Annotated in this window: 24 protein-coding genes; 8 read left to right on the forward strand and 16 right to left on the reverse strand. The window is 55.1% G+C overall.

Translation table 11 applies throughout. The features are described 5' to 3' along the window. Positions 1-96 precede the first annotated feature (96 nt). On the reverse strand, positions 97-2313 hold the full coding sequence (locus G512_RS20060; protein WP_208974948.1) for a lytic transglycosylase domain-containing protein: 2217 nt from the start codon (positions 2311-2313) through the stop codon (positions 97-99). Between the two features lie 320 nt (positions 2314-2633). On the opposite strand from G512_RS20060, the gene dapA reads away from it, so the two are divergent. From dapA to yjjX, 3 genes are all read left to right on the forward strand, one after another. Beyond that, the gene (dapA, locus tag G512_RS0105080; protein WP_028480777.1) at positions 2634-3512 is read left to right on the forward strand and encodes a 4-hydroxy-tetrahydrodipicolinate synthase; all 879 of its coding nucleotides are present in this window, start codon (positions 2634-2636) and stop codon (positions 3510-3512) included. A gap of 51 nt (positions 3513-3563) precedes the next feature. Further along, a complete protein-coding gene (gene smpB / locus G512_RS0105085; protein WP_028480778.1) occupies positions 3564-4043 on the forward strand; it encodes an SsrA-binding protein SmpB in 480 nt (159 codons plus the stop codon). Between the two features lie 66 nt (positions 4044-4109). Then, positions 4110-4646 (forward strand): inosine/xanthosine triphosphatase, encoded by a 537-nt coding sequence (gene yjjX, locus G512_RS0105090; protein WP_028480779.1) that lies wholly within the window; start codon positions 4110-4112, stop codon positions 4644-4646. Between the two features lie 107 nt (positions 4647-4753). Here the strand turns inward: yjjX and parC are convergent, their stop codons facing one another. The 10 genes from parC to rpoZ form a co-directional block, all read right to left on the reverse strand. Next, a complete protein-coding gene (gene parC / locus G512_RS0105095) occupies positions 4754-7003 on the reverse strand; it encodes a DNA topoisomerase IV subunit A (protein ID WP_028480780.1) in 2250 nt (749 codons plus the stop codon). 126 nt (positions 7004-7129) lie between these two features. Then, positions 7130-7882, reverse strand: coding sequence for a DNA repair protein RecO (recO, locus tag G512_RS0105100; RefSeq protein ID WP_028480781.1), 753 nt, complete (start codon positions 7880-7882; stop codon positions 7130-7132). A gap of 20 nt (positions 7883-7902) precedes the next feature. Next, entirely contained in the window at positions 7903-8865 is a 963-nt protein-coding gene (gene era, locus G512_RS0105105; protein ID WP_028480782.1) for a GTPase Era, read from the reverse strand. Positions 8866-8872: 7 nt separating this feature from the next. Continuing rightward, positions 8873-9580 carry a ribonuclease III gene (rnc, locus tag G512_RS0105110; protein ID WP_028480783.1) on the reverse strand — a complete coding sequence of 236 codons (708 nt, stop codon included), beginning with the start codon at positions 9578-9580 and terminating at the stop codon, positions 8873-8875. Positions 9581-9620: 40 nt separating this feature from the next. Then, positions 9621-10373 carry a signal peptidase I gene (gene lepB, locus G512_RS0105115; protein ID WP_028480784.1) on the reverse strand — a complete coding sequence of 251 codons (753 nt, stop codon included), beginning with the start codon at positions 10371-10373 and terminating at the stop codon, positions 9621-9623. A 121-nt stretch (positions 10374-10494) separates the two neighbouring features. Next, positions 10495-10923: a holo-ACP synthase gene (acpS, locus tag G512_RS0105120; protein WP_028480785.1), complete on the reverse strand. Its 429-nt coding sequence runs from the start codon at positions 10921-10923 to the stop codon at positions 10495-10497. Positions 10924-10974: 51 nt separating this feature from the next. After that, positions 10975-11592 (reverse strand): DUF2062 domain-containing protein, encoded by a 618-nt coding sequence (locus tag G512_RS20065; protein WP_036488650.1) that lies wholly within the window; start codon positions 11590-11592, stop codon positions 10975-10977. A 30-nt stretch (positions 11593-11622) separates the two neighbouring features. Next, the gene (locus G512_RS0105130; RefSeq protein ID WP_028480786.1) at positions 11623-12213 is read right to left on the reverse strand and encodes a phosphoribosyltransferase family protein; all 591 of its coding nucleotides are present in this window, start codon (positions 12211-12213) and stop codon (positions 11623-11625) included. 23 nt (positions 12214-12236) lie between these two features. After that, a complete protein-coding gene (locus G512_RS0105135; RefSeq protein WP_028480787.1) occupies positions 12237-14462 on the reverse strand; it encodes a RelA/SpoT family protein in 2226 nt (741 codons plus the stop codon). Between the two features lie 96 nt (positions 14463-14558). Further along, the gene (gene rpoZ, locus G512_RS0105140; RefSeq protein WP_028480788.1) at positions 14559-14954 is read right to left on the reverse strand and encodes a DNA-directed RNA polymerase subunit omega; all 396 of its coding nucleotides are present in this window, start codon (positions 14952-14954) and stop codon (positions 14559-14561) included. Positions 14955-15583: 629 nt separating this feature from the next. Here rpoZ and G512_RS0105145 point away from each other — a divergent pair. Then, the gene (locus G512_RS0105145; protein WP_028480789.1) at positions 15584-16162 is read left to right on the forward strand and encodes a LabA-like NYN domain-containing protein; all 579 of its coding nucleotides are present in this window, start codon (positions 15584-15586) and stop codon (positions 16160-16162) included. Between the two features lie 20 nt (positions 16163-16182). Next, positions 16183-16860, forward strand: coding sequence for a uracil-DNA glycosylase (locus G512_RS20070; RefSeq protein ID WP_051268958.1), 678 nt, complete (start codon positions 16183-16185; stop codon positions 16858-16860). On the opposite strand, the gene G512_RS0105155 is transcribed toward G512_RS20070, so the two are convergent. The 5 genes from G512_RS0105155 to hemB form a co-directional block, all read right to left on the reverse strand. After that, entirely contained in the window at positions 16845-17603 is a 759-nt protein-coding gene (locus G512_RS0105155; protein WP_028480790.1) for an arginyltransferase, read from the reverse strand. The genes G512_RS20070 and G512_RS0105155 overlap by 16 nt on opposite strands. Positions 17604-17633: 30 nt before the next feature. Further along, a complete protein-coding gene (locus G512_RS0105160) occupies positions 17634-19448 on the reverse strand; it encodes an SLC13 family permease (protein ID WP_228130474.1) in 1815 nt (604 codons plus the stop codon). A 111-nt stretch (positions 19449-19559) separates the two neighbouring features. Beyond that, positions 19560-20024 (reverse strand): RDD family protein, encoded by a 465-nt coding sequence (locus G512_RS20075; RefSeq protein ID WP_036488654.1) that lies wholly within the window; start codon positions 20022-20024, stop codon positions 19560-19562. 107 nt (positions 20025-20131) lie between these two features. Then, positions 20132-21364: a threonine ammonia-lyase gene (locus tag G512_RS0105170; RefSeq protein WP_143181415.1), complete on the reverse strand. Its 1233-nt coding sequence runs from the start codon at positions 21362-21364 to the stop codon at positions 20132-20134. A 59-nt stretch (positions 21365-21423) separates the two neighbouring features. Further along, positions 21424-22437, reverse strand: a complete 1014-nt coding sequence (gene hemB, locus G512_RS0105175; RefSeq protein WP_028480793.1) for a porphobilinogen synthase — start codon at positions 22435-22437, stop codon at positions 21424-21426. Between the two features lie 295 nt (positions 22438-22732). Here hemB and G512_RS0105180 point away from each other — a divergent pair, with 295 nt between their 5' ends. The 3 genes from G512_RS0105180 to G512_RS0105190 are packed head-to-tail and all read left to right on the forward strand — an operon-like array spanning position 22733 to position 25439. Next, positions 22733-23881, forward strand: a complete 1149-nt coding sequence (locus G512_RS0105180; protein ID WP_028480794.1) for an acyl-CoA dehydrogenase family protein — start codon at positions 22733-22735, stop codon at positions 23879-23881. Positions 23882-23918: 37 nt separating this feature from the next. Continuing rightward, entirely contained in the window at positions 23919-24971 is a 1053-nt protein-coding gene (locus tag G512_RS0105185) for an enoyl-CoA hydratase/isomerase family protein (RefSeq protein WP_036488657.1), read from the forward strand. A gap of 42 nt (positions 24972-25013) precedes the next feature. After that, positions 25014-25439, forward strand: coding sequence for a DUF6163 family protein (locus tag G512_RS0105190; RefSeq protein ID WP_028480796.1), 426 nt, complete (start codon positions 25014-25016; stop codon positions 25437-25439). Positions 25440-25443 lie beyond the last annotated feature (4 nt).

A 25443-nucleotide genomic window follows, 5' to 3' on the forward strand; every position in this document is an offset into this window, starting at 1 on the left:
ACCGGCGTCCTGACGGGTGAAAGAAAGGCTACACCCTAAACAATGCCAGTGTGATGACCCAGAGTATACAAAACCCTGCAAAAAAGCGCAGCGTGCTTAACCGCGTGTCAAATCCATGGTGATTGCCAGTGGTTTGTTTTCCAGCTTGTGTCTGTACATCTGCAGGTTTTCCGTGATGCGCTGGACATAGCTTCGCGTCTCGCCGTACGGAATGAATTCTACCCAGTCCACGGGGTCCACCCGCGGATCACGGGGGTCGCCAAAGCGCTCGATCCACTCATGGACCTTGCTTTTGCCTGCGTTGTAGGCGGCAAACGTCAGGATGTACGATCCGTCGAATTCTTCGACCAGTTCGCCCAGATGCGCGGCACCCAGCGTTGCGTTATATGCCGGATCGGAAGTCAGGCGCGACGTGCGGTACGACACGCCGATGTTTTTTGCAGTTGCTTTTGCGGTGCCAGGCATCAGCTGCAACAGCCCCAGAGCGCCAGCGTGGCTTTTTGCTCTTGGGTTGAAGGCGCTTTCCTGCCGGGCAATGGCGTAAACCATGGGTTTTTCAACCCCGCGTGTGATCCGTGTTTGCGCCGGAATAGCGTTTGTCGGGTACGCCAGTGTACTTGCTGAAGGGCGCGCCTCGTAGGCCAGCTTGCCCACCATGAGTGCCCACTGGTGCAGGTCTTTCGATTCCGCCAGTTCCGCCAGTTGTCGAACTTGCGCGTTGGTCGGTAACGTCCGGGCAAGATGCTGGTAAAGCAGCAGGGTATCATTGTGATGACCGGCGGCATCCATCCGGCGGATGGCGCGCACCATGTCGTTGTTGTTGAAGGCCTGACGGTCCTGCGGTGTGATTTGCGGCAGAGGCGGCACTGGAATTTGCGTGATGCTCAGTTTGGCAAGCGCCAATTGTCCATAGTAGGCCGTATGATAGCTACCTGCCTTTTGGTAGCTTGCAATGGCGCCATTAACATCGCCGGCGGCTTCACGGGCTCGTCCGACCCAATAATGGGAGCGCGACAGCGTTATGGGCGTTTCGGCCACTTGCGCGATGTGGCGGAAATGCGTCTCCGCCTTGCCGGGGTTGTTCAGGAACCGCAGGGCATACCATCCCGCATGCCACTCGGCTTCCGTATATTCCAGTGGGGACTCGGCTGCATGGTTGGCCGCAATGTCATAAGCCAGCTGCACCTTGCCAATCTCGGCCATCTGGCGGGAAACAACGCGCCTGTGGTTCCACCATTCATCCGGATCATACAGTTTGCTTGCATCCGTTGGAGCTTGCTGCAACAGCTTGGCTGCTGTCAGATAGTCCCCTTTGGCGCGGGCAATCTCGATCTTGGCAAAAAGGACGCCGGGATCATTGCGCATGGAACGGGGCAGGTTGTTGAGCAGTTTTTCCGCATTGCCGTTGCCGCGGATCTGGGCGATGCGGGCCTTCACATAGGCCTGTTCATCTCGGGAGAGCTTCGCGATCAAGCGCTCGGCACCTTGTGTGCGGTCCCGGTACAGGTACATTTCAACACGCGCGCGGTAGTCTTCTCGCGTCAGTACTCTGGAAAAGGACGAGGCCAGATCGCGCTCCATGTCACGGTCAAGCAGTTCCTTGTGCCAAATGGGCTGGATCAACTTGCGAGCCGCACCATTGTTTCCGACAGCGAGATTGGCCTTGGCCAGCGCGATTTTGCCCTGAAGGCTTTCGGGAGCGGTGCCACCGAACGCTGTGATGATGTCTCCAGCGGGCAAGTTGGCGGCAGCCAATGACGCTTCAGCTCGGGTACGCGCGATCTTTGGTGAAGGCCAGTGCGGTGCGCTGGCGGCAAACTGGGTGATGTTCTGGGTCGGTACCTGCGGGCCGCCAGCGACCATCAGTCGCCAATCGACAATACGCCGGTCCAGATTGTCCGGCATGCGGTTGCGGGCCGTCAGAGCCTCGTTGATGCGTCCGGCATCGATATCATCCAGCACGGCAGCCAATTGGGCAGCTGGTGTTTGGGCGTCGGGCACATTGTATTGTGCGCCCAGTGTCTCGGCTTTGGCGCGGGCGTGCTGCTGCGGTGTTGCGGCTGGTGTGATTTCTTCCTGAGCCACAAGCGCCATCGGATCAGCGCTGCCAGGTTTATGCGGCGGGGTGGCCGGTGCATAAGCTGTAGCGTACGGCGATCCGCCCGGCGCAGGTTGGCTTTGGCGTAGCGGGTTGGGGGCAGGGACCTTGGTGATCTCGGTCCACTCCAGTTTGAGGGCGTGGCTCGGGGCCGCACCAGCAAAAAGAAACACAGCGGCGCTGACGCTCGCAAGAAAGCTTCTGCTTATAGACATGGGTGGATCGGCCTTTTGGTCACTCAACTCGATACAACTGGACCCTCTTCCCGCAGGCAGGACCATATTCGCGAAATTTTCTGGTAATCTGGAAGGTCTATCAAACTGGTAAATGAAGGTTTAATTATGGCTCCATGCATCTAGGTGTTCTTGCTTGTGACCGAACAAGAAAAATCAGCACAAAACCCAAAACGAATCTTATATGACATTGCGTTGACCATTGATGAAGGTGTACGGGCTAAGTATGGTGCAGCGCCTTTGTTTGACCAAGGGTCGCATTTGGGAATTTAAGAGAACTGCTATCCAACGAGGAACCTGATATGTTTAAGGGATCAATCACCGCGCTCGTCACTCCAATGCGGAATGGTGCCGTGGATGAGAAAGCCTTCCAGGACTTTGTGGATTGGCAGATAAAACAGGGCTCCCACGGGTTGGTGCCGGTGGGCACCACCGGCGAAAGCCCAACGTTGACTCATGAAGAGCACAAGCGTGTCATTGAGTTGTGCATCGAAGCTGCGGCAGGTCGTGTGCCGATCATGGCCGGGGCGGGCTCCAACAATCCGGTTGAAGCCATCGATTTTGCCAAGCATGCGGAAGCCGCCGGCGCTGACGGCCTGTTGTCGGTAACACCTTACTACAACAAGCCGAACCAGGCGGGCCTCAAGGCTCATTACAAGATGATTGCAGCGGCGACCAAGCTGCCGATCTACATCTACAACATTCCGGGGCGGTCCGTGATTGACATGAGCGCGGACACCATGGCGGAACTGTTCAACGATGTTGAGAACATTGTTGGTGTGAAGGATGCAACGGCCAATATCGCTCGCGTTTCTGAACAGCGCCACAAGTGCGGCAAGGATTTCGTTCAGCTGTCTGGTGAGGACATCACGGCTCTGGGGTTCAATGCCCATGGCGGTGTCGGTTGTATCTCGGTGAGCGCCAATGTGGCACCGAAGTTGTGCAGCGAGTTTCAGGAAGCGACACTAGCAGGTGACTATGCCAAGGCGCTTGAACTGCAGGACCGTCTGGCTCCATTGCACAATGCCCTGTTCATTGAGCCCAATCCGACGGGCGTGAAATATGCATTGTCGCTGATCGGCAAGATGGAAAACGAGCTGCGCGTGCCGTTGGTCCCGGTAAGTGAGACCACACAGGCCGAAATTCGCAAGGCCATGGTGCATGCGGGGCTGATCGACTAGGAATTTCGGGCCGGACGCAGTTTTCGGCCCGCAGAACCATAAGGAAGAAGAATGGCTGCCCAAAAAGGGGGGGCTCCCGGGCGCAAGGTTATTGCTGACAACCGGAAGGCCCGTTTCAACTACGAAATAGAAGAGGTCTTGGAAGCCGGTATCGAACTGAAGGGAACAGAGGTCAAATCGCTCCGTCAAGGCAAGAGCAACGTGGCAGAAAGTTACGCCGCTGAATATGACGGGGAAATGTGGATCTATAACCTCTACATACCGGAATACACCCAAGGTAACCGATTCAACCACGAGCCGCGCCGTCCGCGCAAGCTGCTGCTGCACAAGCGCCAGATCAACAAACTGGCCGGGGCTGTCCAGAAAGAGGGCAAGACCATTGTGCCGTTGAAAGTCTACTTCAATGAGCAGGGACGGGCGAAACTGGAAGTGGCGCTGGCACGCGGTAAAAAAGTTCACGACAAGCGCGAAACTGAAAAGAAGCGCGACTGGAATCGTGAAAAGCAACGGTTGCTGAAAAATCAGGGATAACCCGGTCTGTTCAGATCGGGTTATCCCCCTTCCTGTCTTTTATGATCCCCATTTTGAGAGTGTGTGATGGCTACGATCGTGGTTGCCTCTAAGAACCCGGTGAAAGTCGGTGCAGTGGAAGAAGCCTTTCGGGCCATGATGCCAGAGGGTGATCTGGCGTTCGTACCGGTGGAGGTGGACAGCGGTGTGCCCGATCAGCCGATGGGTGATGAGGAAACACGGCTGGGTGCAATTACGCGTGCAGAAAATGCGCGTTTTGTTCAAACGAACGCACAATTTTGCGTTGGCCTTGAAGGAGGCATCGCCGTTGTGGAAGGGCAGGCCTATACCTTCGCGTGGATGGCGATCCTGGATCAGGCCGGCACGCTGTCAACCAGTCGCTCGTTGATGTTGCCGCTTCCCTCCGAGATCATGGAAAGAGTTCAAGCTGGAGTTGAGCTTGGACATGCCATTGATGAGGTTTTTGGAACGACAAATATTAAACATAAGGGTGGAGCATTCGGAATTTTCACCGATAACCGACTTACCCGAAAATCTGTTTATGTCGACACATTGATTGCTGCGTTGGTGCCGTTCACGAACCCGGTGTTCGGTTCTGCCTGACGGAAATTTCGGAGACCGCCCCAACACAATCGGAAAACACAAAACCCCGCCGCAAAACGACGGGGTTTTTCAATGGTTTGCGCCCGGTAATAAGTCGGGCTTTTGTGTTACAGCTCGTTACCGCCGAATTTGTTGCTGCGAGGGAAACCATTGGGGGGCAGTCGGCCGGCTTGTCCCCGGTCGCCATACCAATCCTGCAACTCTTCAAGGGTTCGGCTGAATGTGCGTCCGGAGCTGTCGAGCCAGGTCAATCCTTCGCCACCGTGGAAGGCTTTGGCGTCAGAAATGCCGCCGTCGCGGTAGCGCTGCAGGCGTACACCGCGGCCACGCGTCATCTCGGCAATTTGCGAAAGTGGGAACACCAGCAATTTGCGGTTCATGCCGATGACAGCAAGGTGGTCGCCTTCCGCCGGTACGCAGAGCTTGGCTTCGCTGGGCGCCGTAACATTAAGAACCTGCTTGCCTTTTCGCGTGTTGGCGATGACGTCGTCTTCTTTTACGACAAAGCCGCGCGCCTCGTCTGTTGCCACCAGAAGGCGACGGCTTGGTTTGTGAACGAACAGGCTGAGAATGTCTTGAGACTCGTCCATATCCACCATGAGGCGCACCGGTTCACCGTGGCCGCGCCCGCCAGGCAGCTTGTCGGCGCCCAGTGTGAAGAACTTGCCGCCGGTGGTGAACGCCAGTAGCTTGTCGGTTGTTTCCGCATGGAACGACAGTTTCAGCTTGTCCCCCTGCTTGAAAGAGAGCGTGGAGACGTCCTGAACGTGGCCTTTCAACGCGCGAATCCATCCCTTTTCAGAGAGGACAACCGTGATGGGTTCCTTCTCGATCATGGCTTGCTGGATGTCTTCCAGATCGCGATCATTGGCGGAGCCGAAGTCGGTGCGGCGTTTGCCCAGTTCAGTTTCCGGGCCATAGGCCTTGCCGATTTCTCCAACCAGCTTGGAAACGCGGTTCCAGAGCTTCTTTTCCGAGCCAAGAAGGGCAATCAGGCTGTCCCGTTCCTTGGAGAGCTTGTCATGTTCCTTGCGAATTTCCATTTCTTCGAGTTTGCGCAAGGACCGCAGGCGCATGTTCAGCACGGCTTCGGCCTGTACATCTGTCAGTCCGAAGGCTCTGATCAGCTCTACCTTGGCATCATCTGCTTCGCGGATGATGCGGATAACTTCATCAAGGTTCAGGAAGGCAATCAGATAACCGTCAAGGACTTCAAGGCGATGGTTGATCTGGCCGAGGCGGTAGTTGGAGCGCCGGACGAGGACTTCCTTCTGGTGCTCAAGCCATTCTTGCAGCACGGCCTTGAGGCCCATAACCTTGGGAACGATGCCTTGAGACAGCACGTTCATGTTCAGCGAGAACCGGTTTTCCAGATCGGTCAGCTTGAACAGCGAGGCCATCAACAGCTCGGGATCAACGTTTTTGCTGCGCGGAACCAGCACAAGGCGCACATCCTCCGCCGATTCATCGCGGATGTCTTCCAAAAGTGGCAGTTTGCGCGCCGTCAACAGCTCGGCGATCTTCTCGATCAGTCGTGATTTTTGAACCAGATAGGGGATTTCGGTAACCACGACCTGATACGTGCCCCGGCTGCCTTCTTCCTTGTGCCATTTTGCACGTACGCGAAAACTGCCCCGACCGGTCTTGTAGGCTTCCAGAATGGAGCCGTTGTCGCTGACGATGGTGCCGCCCGTTGGGAAATCCGGGCCTTTGACGAACTGAAGCAGCTCTTCGGTTTCAGCCTCAGGTTTGTCAATGAGGTAGCGACTGGACTCGCACAGCTCATGGACATTGTGCGGCGGAATGGAGGTTGCCATGCCCACCGCGATGCCGGTGGATCCGTTGGCCAACAGGTTTGGGAAATTTCCTGGCAGAACAACGGGTTCCTTGTCGAGACCGTCATAGGTCTCGCGGAAGTCCACCGCATCATCATCGAGTCCATCCAGGACCCGTTTGGCGACATCCGTCATTCGAGCTTCGGTGTAACGCATGGCGGCGGCACTGTCGCCGTCAATATTGCCGAAGTTGCCTTGACCATCGACCATGGGATAGCGAACAGAAAAGTCCTGTGCCAGACGCACCAAAGCATCATAGATGGCCGCATCACCGTGAGGGTGATATTTACCCATGACGTCACCGACAACACGGGCACATTTCTTGAACCCGGCCCCGGGATCAAGCTTCAACAGGCGCATGCCATAGAGAATGCGGCGGTGGACCGGTTTGAGGCCGTCTCGCACATCCGGCAGCGCGCGGTGCATGATTGTTGTCAGAGCGTAGGAAAGGTAGCGCTCCTCAAGCGCGTCCTTCAGCTCAATCTGTTCCGGGGCGTCGTCGCCAGTCAGTTCTTTTCCCATTCGAATGGGTTAACGTGTGGGCCGTAAACTGGCAATGGTTCTGCTTCAGTGACCCACGGAAAACTGCAGGATTTGGGGATTTCTTGCGGTTCGCTTTTTCAGGTCCTGCAGGGAAATACGCAGGTCTCAGGCCACTGTGTCGGTTTTTCTCGCCCAAGTGGTGAGGAAGCTGTCCCGCGCTACTGGCCATGTCAGACCGCGGGGTTCATAGACCCATCGGAACAAAAAGTATCCCGTAATGTTGAAGGCCGCCTGAACATCCTCGGCGCACAAGTCCTGCGTTGCTGTCTCGCGCAGTTCCGAGGCCTTCATGAAGGTGGGCAGGGGGAATAACTTGGCTCGGTAGGGTTCGCCCGCTACCCGGCAAACGGCCCGGCCCGAGCGGGGAGAAACCCAGATCAAATCGTCTTGAGTACCAGTTGCGGCGCATTCAGACAGATCCAATCCGAACCCCAGCTCATTGAGCAGGCGCAGTTCAAACCGTGCAATCAGGGCGCCGGCCAGAAGCGGGTCTTCCAAGTTGTCGAGAATGACATCGAGAGCGTGATAGAGGCGAGGGTGAGGGTCTCGCTCTGGCAAAAGACGCAACAGGGCGCACAAGGCCTGCAGGCCGTGAATGGACAGGGCGCTTTGCATCAGGTGGGCGGCCCGCAACTGAATGGGCTCCACATTAAAGTTGCCCAAGTGCTCATCAAGGCGAGCGCGCCAGGTCAGGGACAGGTGATTGCCCAACTGCAAGGCAGGTTGCTGCCGGCGGGAGCGGCCACCGCGCACCAAGCCAAGGCATCGGCCCCGATCAGGCGTCATTACCTCAAGAATGAGGTTGGAATCGCCCTGTTTTCGGGTGCCGATGACGATGCCTTCTGCCGACCATTGCATGGAAAATCGGCGCCTCGCCGTTAGTTGGACGGGAAGTCCAGACCCATGTTGCGATAGCGCTCGGGGTCATCGGACCAGTTTTCACGCACCTTGACGAACAGGAACAGGTGGACCGGTACCTCAAAAGCTTCCATGAGCTCTTCACGCGCCTTTTGGGAGATGGTCTTGATGGTTTGGCCACCCTTGCCCAATACGATGCTTTTCTGGCTGTCGCGTTCGACGTAGATGGTCTGTTCAATGCGAACGGAACCATCCGGCTTTTCTTCCCAACTATCCGTTTCCACGGTGGAGATATAGGGCAGTTCCTGATGCAGCCGCAAATATAACTTTTCGCGGGTAATTTCTGCCGCCAGCATGCGCAGTGGAATGTCGGAGGCCTGATCCTCAGGATATAACCAGGGGCCTTCAGGCATGCGTTCGGCGAAGTACTTCAGAATATCCTGAGTGCCGCTGCCGCGCAGCGCGGACACCATGAAGGTATCATCGAAAATGGTGTACTCATTGGCCTTTTTGGCCAACTCAAGGAGCTTTTCGCGCGGTGTCAGATCGATCTTGTTCAGGATCAGCACCTTGGGCAGGCGGATATTCTGCAGTTCCACGAGGATCTTTTCGACCTCGCTATCGATACCGCGCTTGGCATCAATGATAACGGCGACAATGTCAGCGTCACGCGCACCGCCCCACGCCGTATCCACCATTGCCCGGTCCAGGCGGCGCTTCGGTTTGAAAATGCCCGGTGTATCGACAAAAACAATCTGAGCCTTGTCTTCCATGGCAACACCGCGGACGATGGCCCGCGTGGTCTGCACCTTGTGCGTGACGATCGACACCTTGGTGCCTACCAAATGGTTGAGCAGGGTCGATTTGCCTGCGTTGGGAGCGCCAATCAGGGCCACAAAGCCGGCATTTGTATCGGCCTGCTGCTCCGAAAGGGCCTTGAATACAAAGCCGTCGTCGTTTTGATTGTTTTCGTTTTCTGTCATTGTTTCTCTAAGAGTTCCAAACGCCTTCACGGCGTAAGATCAGTTCGGCGGCAGACTGCTCCGCAACCCGCTTGGACGCTCCGGTCGCTTCGCCTGGTTCGATGCCTTCCACACAGACGCGGATATTGAAAACCGGCGCGTGGTCTGGGCCGGACCTGTCAATCACCTCATACACCGGGGTAGGGCGTCCCTTTGACTGGGCCCATTCCTGAAGCGTCGTCTTGGCGTCTCGCAACGGTCCCTTGTAGGATAGCATCCGATCCGAGAAATGCGTCCTTATAAATTCGTTTGCGGCATCAAAGCCGCTGTCGAGGTAGATTGCCGCTATGACGCTCTCGCACATGTCAGCCAGCAAGGCGGTTTTGCCGCGGCCGCCGCTCTGCGCCTCTGAATCGCCAAGGCGCATGTGATCGCCCAGCCGGAGGGCTCGAGCTACATCAGCACATGTTTCCTTTTTGACCAACTGGTTGAGGCGGCGAGCCAACTCGCCTTCCTCGGCCTTGGGAAAATGGCTTTCCAACATGGTGGCAATGGCCAACCCCAGAACGCGGTCTCCCAAGAACTCAAGGCGCTGATAGCTCTTGAGCGTGGCTTCAGATGCTGGCAAAGCGCTGGCATGAGACAGCGCTTTTTCCAGCAAGGACTTGTCCTTAAAGGTGTACCCAATTCGCTTTTCGAGCGTTGCGTCCGTTACCTTTTTCTTCCTTGCGTTCATAATTGAACTCAAAATCTCCGTTGTGTCAGCAGTTAACAGCTCAAAGCAGATCGCCCAAGCGGTCCCACCTTACTGACCAAGGCCATGTCCAGACCATCCATGCAGGGGTTCCTTCTTCAATCGAGAAGAAGATGATCTCGGCGCGGCCAACAAAATTCTCGTAGGGCACATAACCCACCGCGTCCAGCACGCGGCTGTCTGCCGAATTGTCGCGGTTGTCCCCCATCATGAAATAGTGACCTTCTGGGACTTTATAAATACCTGTGTTGTCGTTTGCGCCATTTTCCGTCAGGTCGAGCGTTTGGTATGTCACGCCGTTTGGCAGGGTCTCCAAATAGCGCGGTACGCGGCGCGTATTGCCAAAGCGATCTGTCTCAATGAAATCGTCAATCCGCTCCCGCTTCACCGGAATGCCATTGATGTGCAATACGCCATCAATCATCTGGATTTCGTCTCCCGGCAGGCCAACGACGCGTTTGATGTAATCGGTCGAGTTGTCGGTTGGCAGTTTGAATACCGCCACATCACCGAGTTTGGGCTCTGCGTCCCAAATGCGCCCGGAAATCGGTGCCAAACCAAAAGGGAAAGAGTATTGGCTGTAGCCGTAGCTGTATTTTGAAACAAACAAATAGTCGCCAATCAGCAGAGTGTCCTTCATGGAGCCCGAAGGAATATTGAATGGCTGAAACAGAAAAGTGCGAACGATCAGTGCTAAAAGTAATGCCTGTGCAATGACTTTAATAGTCTCGTAAATGCCGCCGTCCTGGGCCTTTGTCTTCTTGGACACGCTCATATCAATCCTTACTGCCGGGGAATCTCGCCAAGCCCAGAGATACTTGGTGAGTCGATGCAAAACAATGACACAGTATTTGGAAGCACTCTTAGCCTTTTGAATGGCACTGTGCAACGTGAAGTCAGCTTTTCACAGATACGGGTTGCGGCCAGTCGCGCGGCCAGGCTGTCATGACAACAAAGGCCTGAGCGAGCGGATAGTCGTCCGTGATTGTCAGTTCAATATGTGGAATGAAACCTTCAGGCACCATGGAGTCGAGCCGTGCGCGCGCGCTGCCCACCAGTTCCAGTGTCGGCTTGCCGGTTGGAAGATTCACAACACCCATTTCGCGCCAATTGACGCCCATGCGTATACCTGTGCCCAGTGCTTTGGAGCAAGCTTCTTTTGCTGCAAAGCGCTTGGCATAGGAGGCGGCCCGTTGGGCACGGCGATCAGATTTTTGTCGCTCGATTTCCGTAAAGACCCTGTTGGTGAAACGTTCGCCAAAGCGTTCCAGTGTCTTTTCAATGCGGCGAATATCGCACAGGTCGCTGCCGATCCCGATGATCATGGTTTCTCACTCCGTTTCTTGGCGTTCATCGTGTCGGGTTGGTGCACGGACCTAGTGGGTGTGGTCCTGTTCACTCTTGATCGCATTCAAAGGGTTGCTCTTCAAAGAAGTGAGGGCCAGAGCCTTGTGCTTGATCTGTAGACGATGACGACGGGTCTTTTGATAGCCCGCCACGCTGATGCGCACAATGATGTAACAGACAAAGGCTGCGAGTATACCCAATGGGATGGAGCCCACCAGCATGGGTTTGATCAGTGGCCAGAGCGCCTCGAGGGACTGCTCCCAGAAACCGTGCGCCAACATGCCCTTGGGGTGTGGTGTGTGCGTTGGCGTGCCGTACAAGATCCAGGTTCCCAACTTGTAGGTAGAGGCCCAGATGAATGGAAATGTAAGCGGATTGCCGACGGCGGTGCCGATGGCTGACGCAATGATGTTGCCCCCGATTGCAAAGGAGATGGCAGCTGCAATGACGAAATGAAACCCAAGGCAGGGGGTAAAGGATGCAAAGGCCCCTGCGGCAAAGCCCAGAGCCACAACGTGGGGGCTTGCGCTGAGGCGCAACACGCGTTTGGAAAAGTATTTCGTCGACCGTACCCAACTATGCCGCGGCCACACGGCTACGCGAAGCCGTTCCATATGGCTGGGTTTCTTGCGACGTTTGAAAAGCATGGGCCTTACGTGTCCAAACCGGAGGCACGGCTAGTGGCCGGATGCCACATTGCCGGTAACGATGGCTGGTATTTCTTCCAGATAACGAGGGACTTGATCAAGAGCATAAGCGGGTACCTGCATATCAATCAGCGAAATGATCGGAAGCTCCAGATTGGCCTGCCCGTTGGAGCGATTAATCACACATGCGACCCCTACAGCTTCCATTCCCCAGCTTTCCAAAGCGTGAATCGCTTCCTGGCTCGAGGCTCCGGTGTTGACAACATCTTCAACTATCAACAAGCGGGACTTTTTCTCCAAGTTCGGTCCCACCAGTTTCAAACTGCCGGCTTCCTTTTCCAGCCATGTGCTCGGGCATCCCATTTGTCGGGCAACCTCATGCCCCAGTACCATGTTCGCTCGGCTTATGGAAACCACACGGTCAAAACCAGTTAGTTTCTGGCTGTGCAGTTCCCGACACAGCAAGGCACAAAGTGCCTGCAAGTGACACGGGTACATGAACAACCGGGGACGATCAATCAGCGTAGGACTGCTTAAACCCGACGGAAGAATGAAGTGTCCATCCACAACTGCCCCGATTTCTCGGAGCAGCTTCAGTGCGTCTTGATCGGTCCCGGTCATTTGGCATTCCTTTTTGTTCTTTTTTAGCCGTTGACCCTCACTGCCTGGGAGACGCTCGGTTTTGAGCGCAGTTGATTGAGGATCCGGTTCAGGTGCTTCAGGTCCCAAACCTCCAGATCTACCAGCATCTCATGGAAGTCGGAGGCCTTCCTAATCATTTTCAGGTTATCGATGTTGCCGGAGCAATCGCTGATGACCTTCGTGATCGTGGCAAGGGTTCCTGGTTCATTGACCGCCAGAATACGAATTTGGGCGGGGAAGCGATCCGGATCATCCGGATCTATATCCCAACGCACATCAAGCCAACGGTCTGGCTGGTCGTCAAACTCTTTCAGATCTGGCGACTGAATGGGATATATGGTGATACCGACGCCCGGCGAGAGGATGCCTACAATTCGATCACCCGGTACTGCTCCGCCGTTGGGTGCGAAACGCACGGGAAGGGAGCCAGACAAGCCACGGATCGGGATGGAATGATCTGTGTGTTGGCCGTCCTCGGGGATCTTGAACTTGACCGACGCGCCTTTGTCGACTTCAAACCAGCCCTCCGAAGCAGAGCCGGCCGGCAAGGTTTCCACTGCGCGTTCGGCCTGACCATTGGAGCTGAGCTCTGGATAAAGCGATTTGAGAACGTCTGAAGCGGAGATTTCACCCCGTCCAACGCCGACAAGCAGGTCCGTTGTGGTTTCACAGTTGAAGTGGGCCAGATACGGCTCCAGTTCAGCTTCCACAAATGGTTTTTCACAGCGCTCGAAGGCACGCTCAAGAATGTGTTTGCCCAGCCCGCCATATTGCTTCTTGGCGGAGGCTCGAGTGGCACGTCGGATCGCTGCGCGGGCCTTGCCGGTGACAGCGATGTTTTCCCAGGCGGGTGGCGGGGTTTGTGCCTGAGAGCGGACGATTTCGACCTCATCGCCATTGGTCAATTCGGTGACAAGGGAAGAAATGTGACCGTTGATCTTACATCCAACACAGGTGTTGCCCACGTCCGTGTGAACAGCATAGGCAAAGTCGATCGGTGTTGCGCCCTTGGGAAGAGCGATAAGGCGGCCCTTCGGCGTGAAGCAGAAGACCTGATCATGAAACAGCTCAAGCTTGGTATGCTCGAGAAACTCTTCCGGCGTATCGCCCTGTGAAAGCATGTCGATGGTGGATCGCAGCCAGCCATATGCCCGCGAGTCCGTAGACAATTGGGAAATGTCGCGCCCACCTGTCACGCCGTCCTTGTACAGGGCGTGTGCCGCAATACCGGCCTCGTTGATGCGATGCATGGCCTGAGTGCGGATCTGCAGTTCAACACGCTGGCGCTTTGGGCCAACAACGGTGGTGTGAATGGACCGGTAGTCATTCTGCTTGGGGGTGGAGATGTAATCCTTGAAACGCCCGGGGACGCAGGGCCAGGCTGTATGAATGACACCAAGAACCCGATAGCAGGCTTCTACCGTCGACAGAATGATGCGAAAACCATAGATATCTGAAAGCTGCTCGAAGCCGAGTGACTTCTGTTGCATCTTGCGGAAAATGGAGTAGGGGCGTTTTTCGCGCCCGGTCACGGTCGCGGTGATGCCCCGTGCCGCCAGACGCTGCGTGAGATCGGTCTCAATATCCGCGATCAGGCTTTGGTTTTTGGCGCGCAGCTGTTCCAGGCGTTCACTGATGGTCTGAAAAGCTTCCGGGTAAAGAGTTTCAAAAGCAATATCTTCGAGTTCTTCCCGAACTTCCTGCATTCCCATGCGCCCGGCAAGCGGGGCATAGATTTCCATGGTTTCTTCCGCGATGCGTCCCCGTTTGTGCTCCGGCATGTGGTGCAGGGTGCGCATGTTGTGCAACCGGTCGGCCAGCTTGACCAGCAAAACGCGAACATCATCGGCAATGGCAAGAAGGAGTTTGCGAAAATTTTCGGCCTGTTTGGCCTTGCGGGATTCCAAATCAAGCCGTTTGATCTTGGTGAGGCCTTCGACCAACTTGCCGATTTCCTCACCAAACATCTTGTCGATTTCGGCACGGGTTGCATCCGTATCCTCAATGGTGTCATGAAGCAGAGCAACCGCAATGGTCGCGTCATCCAGCTTCATGTCGGTCAGGATGGCAGCAACTTCCAATGGATGGGAAAAATAGGGATCACCAGACGCACGGGTCTGGCTGCCATGCTTTTGCATGGCGTAAACATAAGCCTTGTTGAGGAGCGCTTCATCCGTATTCGGATTATACCGGCTTACGCGCTCAACAAGTTCGTATTGACGCATCATGTTCGTGCCGCTCAAAAATTCTTTGTGAAGCTTTGGCCGGCACCGGAAAGAAAGGGCGCCGACACTGCCGGCGCCGACATCAAGCTAACTATTAACTCAATAGTCGTCGGAACGCTCTGGTGGGACAAGACCTTCAAGGCCCTTGAGCAGATCTTCTTCCGTCATGCGGTCGAATTCCACTTCGTTGTCATCCACTGCGTTGATCTGAACGGCCTGCGGGTTGGACGGAACCATTGGTGCTGTTTCTTCTTCAGGTTCGTCGACCTCAACGAATTTTTGCAGCGAATGGATCAGGTCTTCCTTGAGGTCTTCGGGGCTGACGGTCTGGTCAGCAATCTCACGAAGCGCCACTACAGGGTTTTTATCGTTATCGCGGTCGATTGTCAGCGGGGAGCCGCTGGAAATCATCCGGGCGCGATGGCTGGCAAGCAGCACGAGCTCGAACCGGTTTTCGACCTTGTCGATGCAATCTTCGACGGTCACGCGCGCCATGCGAACACTCCATTTTTGAGGAAAATTAGTTGCACTCTCATAGTTGGGTTTTTTGCGATACGCAAGACCCGCTCGAGGTCTTTTCGCTACAATGACTAAGAAACACCCTTGCGTCAATCCGGACGCATGCCTTGAGAGAACCTGATCGATTACCGTTAGCACAATATTGCCACAAGAGTGCGACAAAAGGCATAAACAAGGTTATTTGTATCGCGTTTGTGACATAAATGAGCTTATCTCATCATTTTAGAAAAGGTGGTTGACAAATGCGACTTATTTTTTGCGCCGATTTGAAAATTTTTCACCCTTAAATTGGCTCGATCCTGTGAATTTTACTGGTATGCGCTCTACAATTTTTATTGTGCCTAGATTACGGTCTCAGGCGTGAGTCGGAAGGCATTGGCCAAATTTTAATAGGTATCAGTGCATCTTTACGTGGCGTCAATTGCTGTGCTTTCCGAAGAGGAGCATGGTGGTTTTAAAGAAGATGAACTGCATTTGGACAGGTTAGTCCATCATAAACCCACTTTTTTCGATAATATTATTGTTTGTCTGGAGTGGGTATTATGAAAAAATGCATATATTGATTGTGGCAGTGGTTGCTGTGCAGCGGAAAGGTTAAAAACAAAATGTTCGATCCCCGCGAGAAGGTTGCTTTATTTATTGATGGCGCAAATCTTTATTCGACCGCGAAGGCGATTGGATTTGACATCGATTACAAGCGGCTGTTGAAAGAGTTCCAATCTCAAGGGTATTTGCTTCGTGCCTACTACTACACGGCATTGGTGGAAGAACAGGAATACTCTTCAATCCGACCATTGATCGATTGGTTGGACTACAATGGCTACAAGGTCATCACCAAGCCTGTGAAAGAGTTCGTGGATTCAACAGGTCGCAGGAAAATCAAGGGCAACATGGATATCGAGCTTGCCGTTGATGCAATGCAGATGGTTGATCATGTGGATCATATCGTTCTGTTTTCCGGTGACGGGGACTTCCGGTCTCTGGTTGAAGCGTTGCAGCGCAAAGGGCGCAAGGTATCAGTCGTCTCTACTCTTCAAACCCAACCGCCGATGATCGCGGATGACTTGCGTCGTCAGGCGGATCATTTCATTGAACTTGCTTCTTTGATGCAGCGGGTAGGGCGCGACCCGGGTGATCGTCCGCAGCAGCGGAACGATGACGATGATCTGGATGACGATTACTGAGTACTGGGCTGAGGCTGATAATGACCTATCGGCCTAACTACAATGAGCCGCCTTCAGACTGTTGCGTCTGTGGGCGGCTTTTTGATTTCAGGTTGAAACACAAGAAGTTGTACCCCGACTGGTTCAATGCGCCTGTACCCGATTTCGCCGGTGCGAAGCCAAAGGTGATCATTGTTGGTCTGGCTCCGGGGTTGAGAGGCGGGAACCGCACGGGGGTCCCTTTCCAAGGGGATTTTTCCGGTCGGGTGCTGTCTCGAGCCTTGGTTGGTGCGGGGTTGGCCAGGTATCGCGATCCTCAGGACCCGGATGCGGGGATTTGGCCGGATCACGTTTGCATAAGCAATATCGTTCGCTGTGTTCCGCCGCAGAACAAGGTCAGAATGGATGAAGTCAAGGCCTGTCGCGGGTACTTTCTCGAAATGCTCTCGGCTTATGCGGCAGTTCCTGTGATTTTTGCAATTGGGCGGCTAGCTCATGAGGCGGTTATTCGGAGCTTTGGACTATCGGGCCGAGATTATCCGTTTTGCCATGGATCGCGCGTGGCCTTGCCCGATGGGCGCTGGTTGTTTTCCAGCTATCATTGCTCTCGATACAATATTCAGACGCGCCGTCTTTCTGAAGATGAGTTTTGTGCGGAAATCAGGACCGCGGCTACCTTAGCCTTCGGCGCCTGCCGCAAACCTCAGTCTTCGGGTTGATCCACACGTTGCCAACCATATGCGCCAAGGTGTTCCTGCGGCTGAAAGCGCTCCTTGTATTTCATCTTCGGTGAGCCTTCGACCCAGTAGCCCAGATAGACATAAGGCAAGCCAAGCTGTTGGGCGCGCACGATGTGGTCCAAGATCATGAATGTTCCGAGGCTGCGCGGATGCTGTTCGGGATCGAAGAACGAGTAGACCATGGAAAGCCCATCACACATACGGTCCGTCAAGGCGACGCCACAAAGTGGTCCTTCGCCTGTTCCGGTGAGGAACGTATCCGGGCCCCGGCGGCGATATTCCACAACCGCAGTGTTGACGTGCGTGTCCTCGATCATCATGGAATAGTCCATCACGCTCATTTCTGCCATGCCGCCATTGCGATGGCGGGACAGGAGATAGGAGCGGAACAGATCGTACTGTTCGGCACTAGGACCGGGCGGCATCTCGGCACCGATCAGGTCAGCATTGGCTTTCCAAAGACGTTTGAATGATTTCGTCCAGCGAAAATCGTCCACGCAGACCCGCACGGACACGCAGGCCCGGCAGTTTTCACAGGCTGGGCGATAGGCAATGTTCTGAGATCGACGGAACCCACCTTGTGTCAGGATATCGTTCAAAGCCGGAGCGCTGGGGCCTACAAGGTGCGTGAAGACCTTGCGTTCCTTGCGGTCCGGCAGATACGGGCATTCGGAGGGAGCAGTCAGGTAAAACTGAGGATTATCAAAGGGCTGTCGTGTCACGCACCCGCTCTCCTTGCTCCAGAGACTTTTCTAAAGACTATAATACCATGGCGCGATCAATGAGAAGGTCAACCATATGATAATCGCAAGTGGGGTGCCTGCAACTATGAAATCGCTGAAGCGATAGTGACCAGGTCCCATGACTATGAGGTTGGTCTGATAGCCGATCGGGGTGGCGAACGAGCAATTGGCCGCCATGATCAGGCAGACGATGAAGGGCTCCACCGGCGCACCGGCCCGATGAGCCATATCAATGGCAATGGGTGTGAACAAAACGGCCGTTGCATTGTTGGACAACAGATTTGTCATGATTGCGACGACAGCGAACAACAGAGACAACAGCACAGCCGGAGAATAGCCATCTGCGACGTCAACCAGATAGCTTGCGATCAGAGAGGCACCGCCGGTTGCTTCCAATGCAAGTGATGAGGCAATGGCCGATCCGATCAAGAGGAAGATACGACTGTCGATGGTACGCAACGCTTGCCGCACGTTGAGGCAACGGGACGCGATCATGCCAAAGGTTGCACCCACCGCAGCGACAACGATCGGAACAAGGCCAGACACGGCCAACGTGATCATGGCAGCGAAAATGCCAAGTGCCCGGCGGGCGTAGCGCCGTTGTGGGACTTCAATAGTTGACCAGTCAAGCAATAGGACGTCGCGATTGCCGCGCAGTCGGTTGATGTCCTCACGGTCTCCGCCAATCAAGAGCACGTCTCCCGATTCCATGCGTATGTCGCTCATGGGCATGCGTGGCATGCGGCTGCGCCGTTGCAGACCTGTGACAACGCAATTGGTTTCCGCATGAAAGCCTGCTTGGGCTATCGTCCGGCCAATCAACCGTGAGCCGGGAGCAACAACCGCTTCTGCAAGGGCCAGTGTCCCTTTTGGCAGGGGGGCATTCTCCACCTCCTTGCGGTCATCGTCCGATGATGTGGGTTTGAGCAGAGGTTGGCGGTCGGTCAAGGCCTTGGTCAATGTGCTGCGGGTCGCCGCCACAATGACGGTGTCGCCGGGAGATAGCACGACGTTTTCAAATGGGGGGAGCAAGGGACGTTCACCGCGCTGCACGAGGCGCACGGTCATGTCTTTCAACTCAGGAAACAGACCTGCTACCGCCTTGCTGCCCACCAGGGGATGGCCGAACACGATCGGGATTTGAGCAATGAACTGCTTGCCGCTTTGACCCTGAAACTCCTCTGCCATTGTCTTGCGCGGCTTCAAAATGCGCGGCATCACGAACAAGACGTAAATGGAGCCTACCGCTGCTAGCATCAGGCCCAGACGCGTGAAGGTGAAAAATTCGATCATCACCTCACCGGTCTGGTTGGCAACATTGGCAACCAACAGGTTGGTGGATGAGCCAATCATGGTTGTCATGCCGCCAAGTATCGTAATGAAGGAAAGGGGCATGAGAACACGGGCCGGAGACCTGCCATGGGCAGCGGCTATGGCTGTGAGAATGGGCAGTACCATGACAACAACCGGTGTGTTGTTGAGAAAGGCACTCATCAGGCCGATGAGGATCATCAAAGGCCCGGCGGCCAGCCATTTGCGCTTTTGAGTCAGCTTCACGATGTACTGTGAGGGCGTATCCAGTGCGTCGGTCTGGAACAGCCCCTGACCGACAATCAAAAGCGCGATAACAGTGATCAGGGCCGGATTGGCAAAGCCGCTCAAAAAGTCTGCCGGATTGAGCAGGCGTCCCTCATACTCTTGCGGGAACACAAGAAACACCAGCATCAGCGCTACGACCTGGCCGAGCGCTACGATCTCAATCGTGAACCTTTCGATCGCATAGAGAACGATTGTCGTCCCAATGACCAAGAAGGTCAGGATCATTGGTATCTCTGAAAACCCCATCGTGTCCTCGTGTTGCGAGTCATCAACCCCTATTCCTAGTTGGTATTGGGGTGGAGGTCACGAGACAACTTGAGGAGAGGTTAAGGTGTTTTACCGTCTTTCCACTGAGGAATTGATCACGACCGTACCTAAAATGATGTCGTGAAGCAGGCGCTTGCGATCGCTGAACAGCGAGACAAGCAGCACAAGCGGGGTCAGGAAGGTCATGGAAAACCAGAAGAGCAGGGCATGGATCGCTGCCAGAAGCGGATAGGGCATGGTGCCATTCGTGAGGCGCATCTCAAGGCCCATGGCGCGCATGCCGGGCGTGGCAGCATTGGGTCCACCCAATGTAAAGGCAGTGTAGGCCAAAGCCACACATTGCCAAAGAATCGGCAACAGCAACCAGCCCAGACCCAGGGTGAAGATGCCAAGTATGAAGACCAGCAGCGAAGACAGAGCCGTCAGGATCAAAATAGCCAAGACATCGATGCAAAAGCCGAATATGCGCCGGGTGCGGACCCCGGAAAACAAGGTGCGGCTTGTATACGGATCGATTGTGGATTGAATGGACATTGTCTCGGGCTTCTCGAAGTCAACGGTTTGGCAAATGGGTTTCGACTAGAGGTAAGCGGTGGTGTGCCACATTTCAATGCAACACACTACCGTTTCGGTATCCTGGCTCAGTTGCGGTGCAGATCGCTGCCCATCAGATGGCTCACGCTGATACCTTTGTCTTCAAGGGCCTTCACGATTGTATCGGCATGGGCGCTCCCGCGAGTCTCCACTGTCACATCGAGTGTGGCTCCTTTTGCGGGGACATCGAGAAACAGACGGTGGTGAGAGACCTCTAAAATATTGCCACCCAAATTGCCGATCAAAGTGGAGATTTCTCCCAATATACCGGGGCGGTCGGGAATGGTGCAGCGGATCGACATGATGTTGCCGCTACGCACCAGCTCACGCAACATGATGGAGGTGAGAAGACGCGGGTCTATGTTGCCACCACACAAGACGAGCCCTACCTGCTTGCCTTTGAAGCGTTCCGGCTGTGCCATTACAGCGGCCAGACCGGCAGCTCCTGCTCCTTCGGCAATGGTTTTTTGCTGCGTGAGATAGGCATTCACGGCCTGCTCAATCTGGGTTTCCGAGACGATAATGATGTCATCGACCAGGTCCTTGGCAATTTGACGGGTAAGCGTGCCTACTCTGCGTACAGCGATACCTTCTGCGAGTGTGTTACCCCCGATTGGGCGGTCCAGACCTGCCAGCGCGTTGTGCATCGATGGAAACAATTCGGCTTCGACGCCAATGATTTCAATGGAAGGCTTAAGCGCCTTGGCGGCGATCGCCATTCCCGCCACCATGCCGCCACCGCCGATCGGGACGACAAGAACATCGAGATCCGGCTGATCTTCCAGCATTTCCAGCGCAATGGTCCCTTGTCCAGCAATTACCCATGGATCGTCATAGGGGTGCACCCAGGTGTAGCCGTGTTCCTTGGCAAGACGGTCAGCTTCTTCTCGGGCGTCGTCAACGGTTTCACCAGCCAGAACTACGGTCGCGCCATAAGCCTCGGTGGCCGATATTTTCACGTGTGGCGTGTGTTTGGGCATGACGATGACCGCCGGAATGCCAAGGCGTCCGGCGTGCAGAGCCACCGCTTGGGCGTGATTACCAGCGGACATGGCAATCACCCCTTTGCTCTGCTCGGCTTTACTCAAGCTCAGCAGCTTGTTCAGGGCGCCGCGCTCCTTGAATGCATTGGTGTCCTGCATGTTTTCATATTTGACGAAAATGCGCGTGCCTGTGAGGACATCAAGATGGCGTGCCGGCAAAAGCGGGGTGCGCAAGACAGCGCCTTCAATGGCTTTTGCGGCCTGTCTGATCGCATCGATTGTAACGGGTGAGGACATGGGGCAATCCATACCGGTGCGAGGTCAGGCCTGAAGGCACCGTCTTGTGTGTCGGGGTGTTATTGCTTGAGCTTACGCGCAATTTCGAGGGCGAAGTAGGTCAGGATTCCGTCTGCTCCTGCGCGTTTGAAAGCGGTCAGGCTTTCCAGGACTGCCCGATCATAATCGATCCAGCCGTTCTGGGCCGCGGCGCAGATCATCGCGTACTCGCCTGAGACCTGATAGGCGTAAGTGGGCACGAGGAACGTGTCCTTGACGCGGCGCACGATGTCCAGATAGGGCATGCCCGGTTTGACCATGATCATGTCCGCCCCTTCCTGCAGGTCCAATTCCGCTTCGCGAAGGGCCTCATCGGTGTTGGCGGGGTCCATCTGGTAGGTGCGCTTGTCACCACGCAACATGGCGTTTGTGCCTACTGCATCGCGGAACGGTCCATAAAATGCTGAGGCATATTTGGCAGAGTAGGCCATGAGTTGGCGCTCGGAAAAACCATTGGCGTCCAGCGTTTCTCGAATGGCGCCGATGCGACCATCCATCATGTCGGAAGGTGCAATGACATCGGCGCCGGCTTCTGCCTGCACCAATGCCTGCCGACACAGCTGGTCGACGGTCTCGTCGTTGACGATGGTGTCTCCGCGAAGCAGCCCATCATGACCATGGCTGGTGTAGGGGTCCAAAGCGACATCCGTAATCAGTCCGACAGGAATGCCCTCGGCCTTAATAGCCCGCAGCGCCTTGCACATGAGGTTTTCGGGATTGAGTGCTTCCGACCCGTCGTCGTCGCGCAGTTCATTGGGCGTGTTGGGAAAAAGAGCAATACCGGGAATACCAAGCTTTGCGGCTTCTTCAGCCGCGCGTACGGCACGGTCCACGGTGTAACGCTTGACACCGGGCATGGAACTGACGTCTTCCACATGGTCGTGCCCGTCAATCACAAAGATGGGCCAGATCAGATCGTTCACGCTCAGCTCGTTTTCTCTGACGAGGCGACGCGACCAATCACTCGACCGGTTGCGACGCATCCGCCGTCCACCCAGAATATCGGTGACATTTGGAATGCGTGGCTCTTTCATCTTCTCTGCCCTTAACGAAAAACTGTTTGATAGATATGGAGCGCGGCATCGGGTTTGGTTAAACCAGTGAATGCCCGCGAATAGTGTTTTTGCAGATAGCATAGGCCAGCGGTAGGATTAACCTCAAAAGCTGTTTTTTTTGCACTACTTCGATCATTTTTTTCCGCCAGACCCCCTCTATTCTGCACTGATATATGTGCTTCTATATGCGAATTGACGCCGCAGCGCCGGGTGCTTACCGATTGCGCAACGGGTTGCTTCGGCTGATGGATAGTAGTTTGGGAGGGCTGCGCCGATGGATTTTCAACTAACGGAAGAGCAAACCGCCATTGCTGATATGGCCTCTGCGTTTTCCAGAGACGAACTTGCGCCTCATGCAAAGCAGTGGGATGAAACCTCTTTCTTTCCCGTCGACACGCTGCGCAAGGCTGCTGAGCTGGGAATGGCGGGACTGTATGTACCTGCTGATGTTGGCGGTTCTGAACTGGGGCGGTTGGACGCCGCCTTGATCTTTGAGGAGCTTTCAAAAGGGTGCACCTCAACGGCGGCGTTCCTGTCCATTCACAACATGGCAGCGGGCATGATCGATCGATTTGGAAGTGAAGACCTGCGCCAGAAATTCTTGCCACGCATGTGTACAATGGATCTTATCGCCAGCTATTGCCTGACCGAACCTGGATCCGGTTCCGATGCAGCTGCGCTGCGTACCAAGGCCCGGCGAGAGGGCGATGAATATGTGTTGAACGGGTCCAAGGCGTTTATTTCAGGGGGCGGCGTATCGGATTTGTATCTGGTGATGGTTCGAACCGGGGAAGACGGGCCCGCCGGCATTTCCTGTGTCATCGTTGAAAAGGGGACGCCCGGTCTGAGTTTTGGTGCCAACGAAGAAAAGATGGGGTGGCGCAGTCAACCAACGGCGCAGGTCAATTTCGAAAACTGCCGAATTCCGGTAACCAATCGCATCGGTGAAGAAGGAGATGGCTTCAAGATTGCCATGGTCGGGCTGGATGGCGGGCGCCTGAATATTGGTGCCTGCTCGTTGGGCGCAGCGCAAGCCTGTCTTGATCTGGCGGTGCAATACATGGGAGAGCGCACGCAGTTCGGTCGTCATCTGAATCAGTTTCAGGCTTTGCAGTTCAAGGTGGCTGACATGGCGACGGAACTGGAGGCGGCTCGGCTGTTGTTGCACAAGGCCGCTTTCCTGTTGGATGCCAAGGATGCTCGTGCGACAAAAATGGCTGCCATGGCCAAGAGGCTGGCTACGGACACAGGCTTCAAGGTTGTGAATGAGGCTTTGCAATTGCACGGCGGCTACGGGTACTTGAAGGATTATCCGCTGGAGCGGTATCTGCGTGACGTGCGCGTCCATCAAATTCTGGAGGGTACTAATGAGATCATGCGTCTCATTGTATCCCGCGAGATCTTCAAGGAAGCTGGCCAGTAAACGGTAACGAACCAGCCAAACAAATAACGGAGCGTGAATGACGATGACGGATGAGGTCCTGTTCGAGCGAAAGGGCCATGCGGGTCTTATGGTCTTGAACAGGCCGAAAGCACTCAATGCCCTGACGCATGATATGGTCAAGGCCATGTACACTCAACTGTGTGAGTGGGAGCTTGATCCAGAGGTTCGCCACATTGTGATCAAAAGCAATAGCGAAAAGGCGTTTTGTGCAGGGGGCGACATTCGGCAAGTGGCTCAGGCGGGGCCTGAAAAAGCTGGAGAGACTGTCCAGTTCTTCGCTGACGAGTATCGCTTGAATGCCCGCATGAAATCTTGCACCAAGCCTCTTGTTGCGCTGATCGATGGCATTGTCATGGGCGGTGGAGTAGGCATTTCTGTTCACGGCCAATATCGGGTCGGGTCGGAGAAAACGATGTTTGCCATGCCTGAGACGGGTATCGGCTTTTTCCCAGATGTGGGTGGGGGGTACTTCCTGCCCAGACTACCCAAGGCGATCGGGTATTATTGCGCGCTGACAGCAGAGCGGCTGGGCCAATCAGACTGTCTGTGGACCGGCATACTGACCCATGCTGTTCCCGGCGAGCGGTTTGCGGAGCTGGAGGCGGCTTTGTGTGAAGCGCAAGAGGCTGGGCCGATTCTCGACAGTTTCGGGGTAAGCCAAGTTGGCGAAGCGCCAATCGCTGCAAAGGCTGATCTGATCGAAAGCTGTTTCGGTGTTGAAAGCACTCAGCAGATTTTCGAAAACCTCAGCATGCTTGAAGCGGGTGAGGGGGCTGAGTTTGCCCACAAGACGCTCGAGGTATTGAGCGGGCGGTCTCCAACCAGCATCGAAGTGGCCTTCCGTCAGTTGCAGAAAGGCGCCAAGCTATCCATGAATGACTGCATGATCATGGAATACCGCATTGTCTCGCAGATTTTGCAGGGGCATGACTTCTATGAGGGGGTTCGTGCGGTGTTGATTGACAAGGATCATGCACCAAAATGGCAACCGGCGCGCATGGATGAGCTAAAAACAGTTGATGTTGAAGCCCATTTCATGCAACCCAAAGGGGGCGACCTGGTTCTTTAGGGCGCACGGATTTGATTGATACCGGGCCATCAGGACAACTACATGCGAACAACGTTCCAGCATCTGGTTCACAAGGGACCATCCTTTATTGGCATGCTGCATGTGTATTTGCGACTGATGGCCCTTGTCATGTTGGGCGCTGGGCTCATTCACTGGGCCCGCATTCTGGGCGCTGACACCTGGCGTGGATTGATGTTCCAAGACATGCCGACCGAATGGCAAAGTGCGGTGGTGTTCTTTGCCGTTCTCGACCTCATAGCGGCCATTGGCTTGTGGCTATTGGCCAGCTGGGGAACCGTGATCTGGCTTTTTCGCTCACTTTGTCAGGTGGTAATGCACACCATCTTCTCTGATATCTTCGGGCGCCGGCCGTATGAAATCGCTTTCTATATGGGGGCGATCGCAGTTTATTTGATCCTGCTGTATCTCTCAGAACGGTTCAGTTCCGACGGTCAGACACAAAGCTGATACT

Origin of the sequence: Pseudovibrio exalbescens DSM 16456 (genome assembly GCF_000422785.1) — a bacterium.
GTDB lineage: Bacteria > Pseudomonadota > Alphaproteobacteria > Rhizobiales > Stappiaceae > Pseudovibrio > Pseudovibrio exalbescens.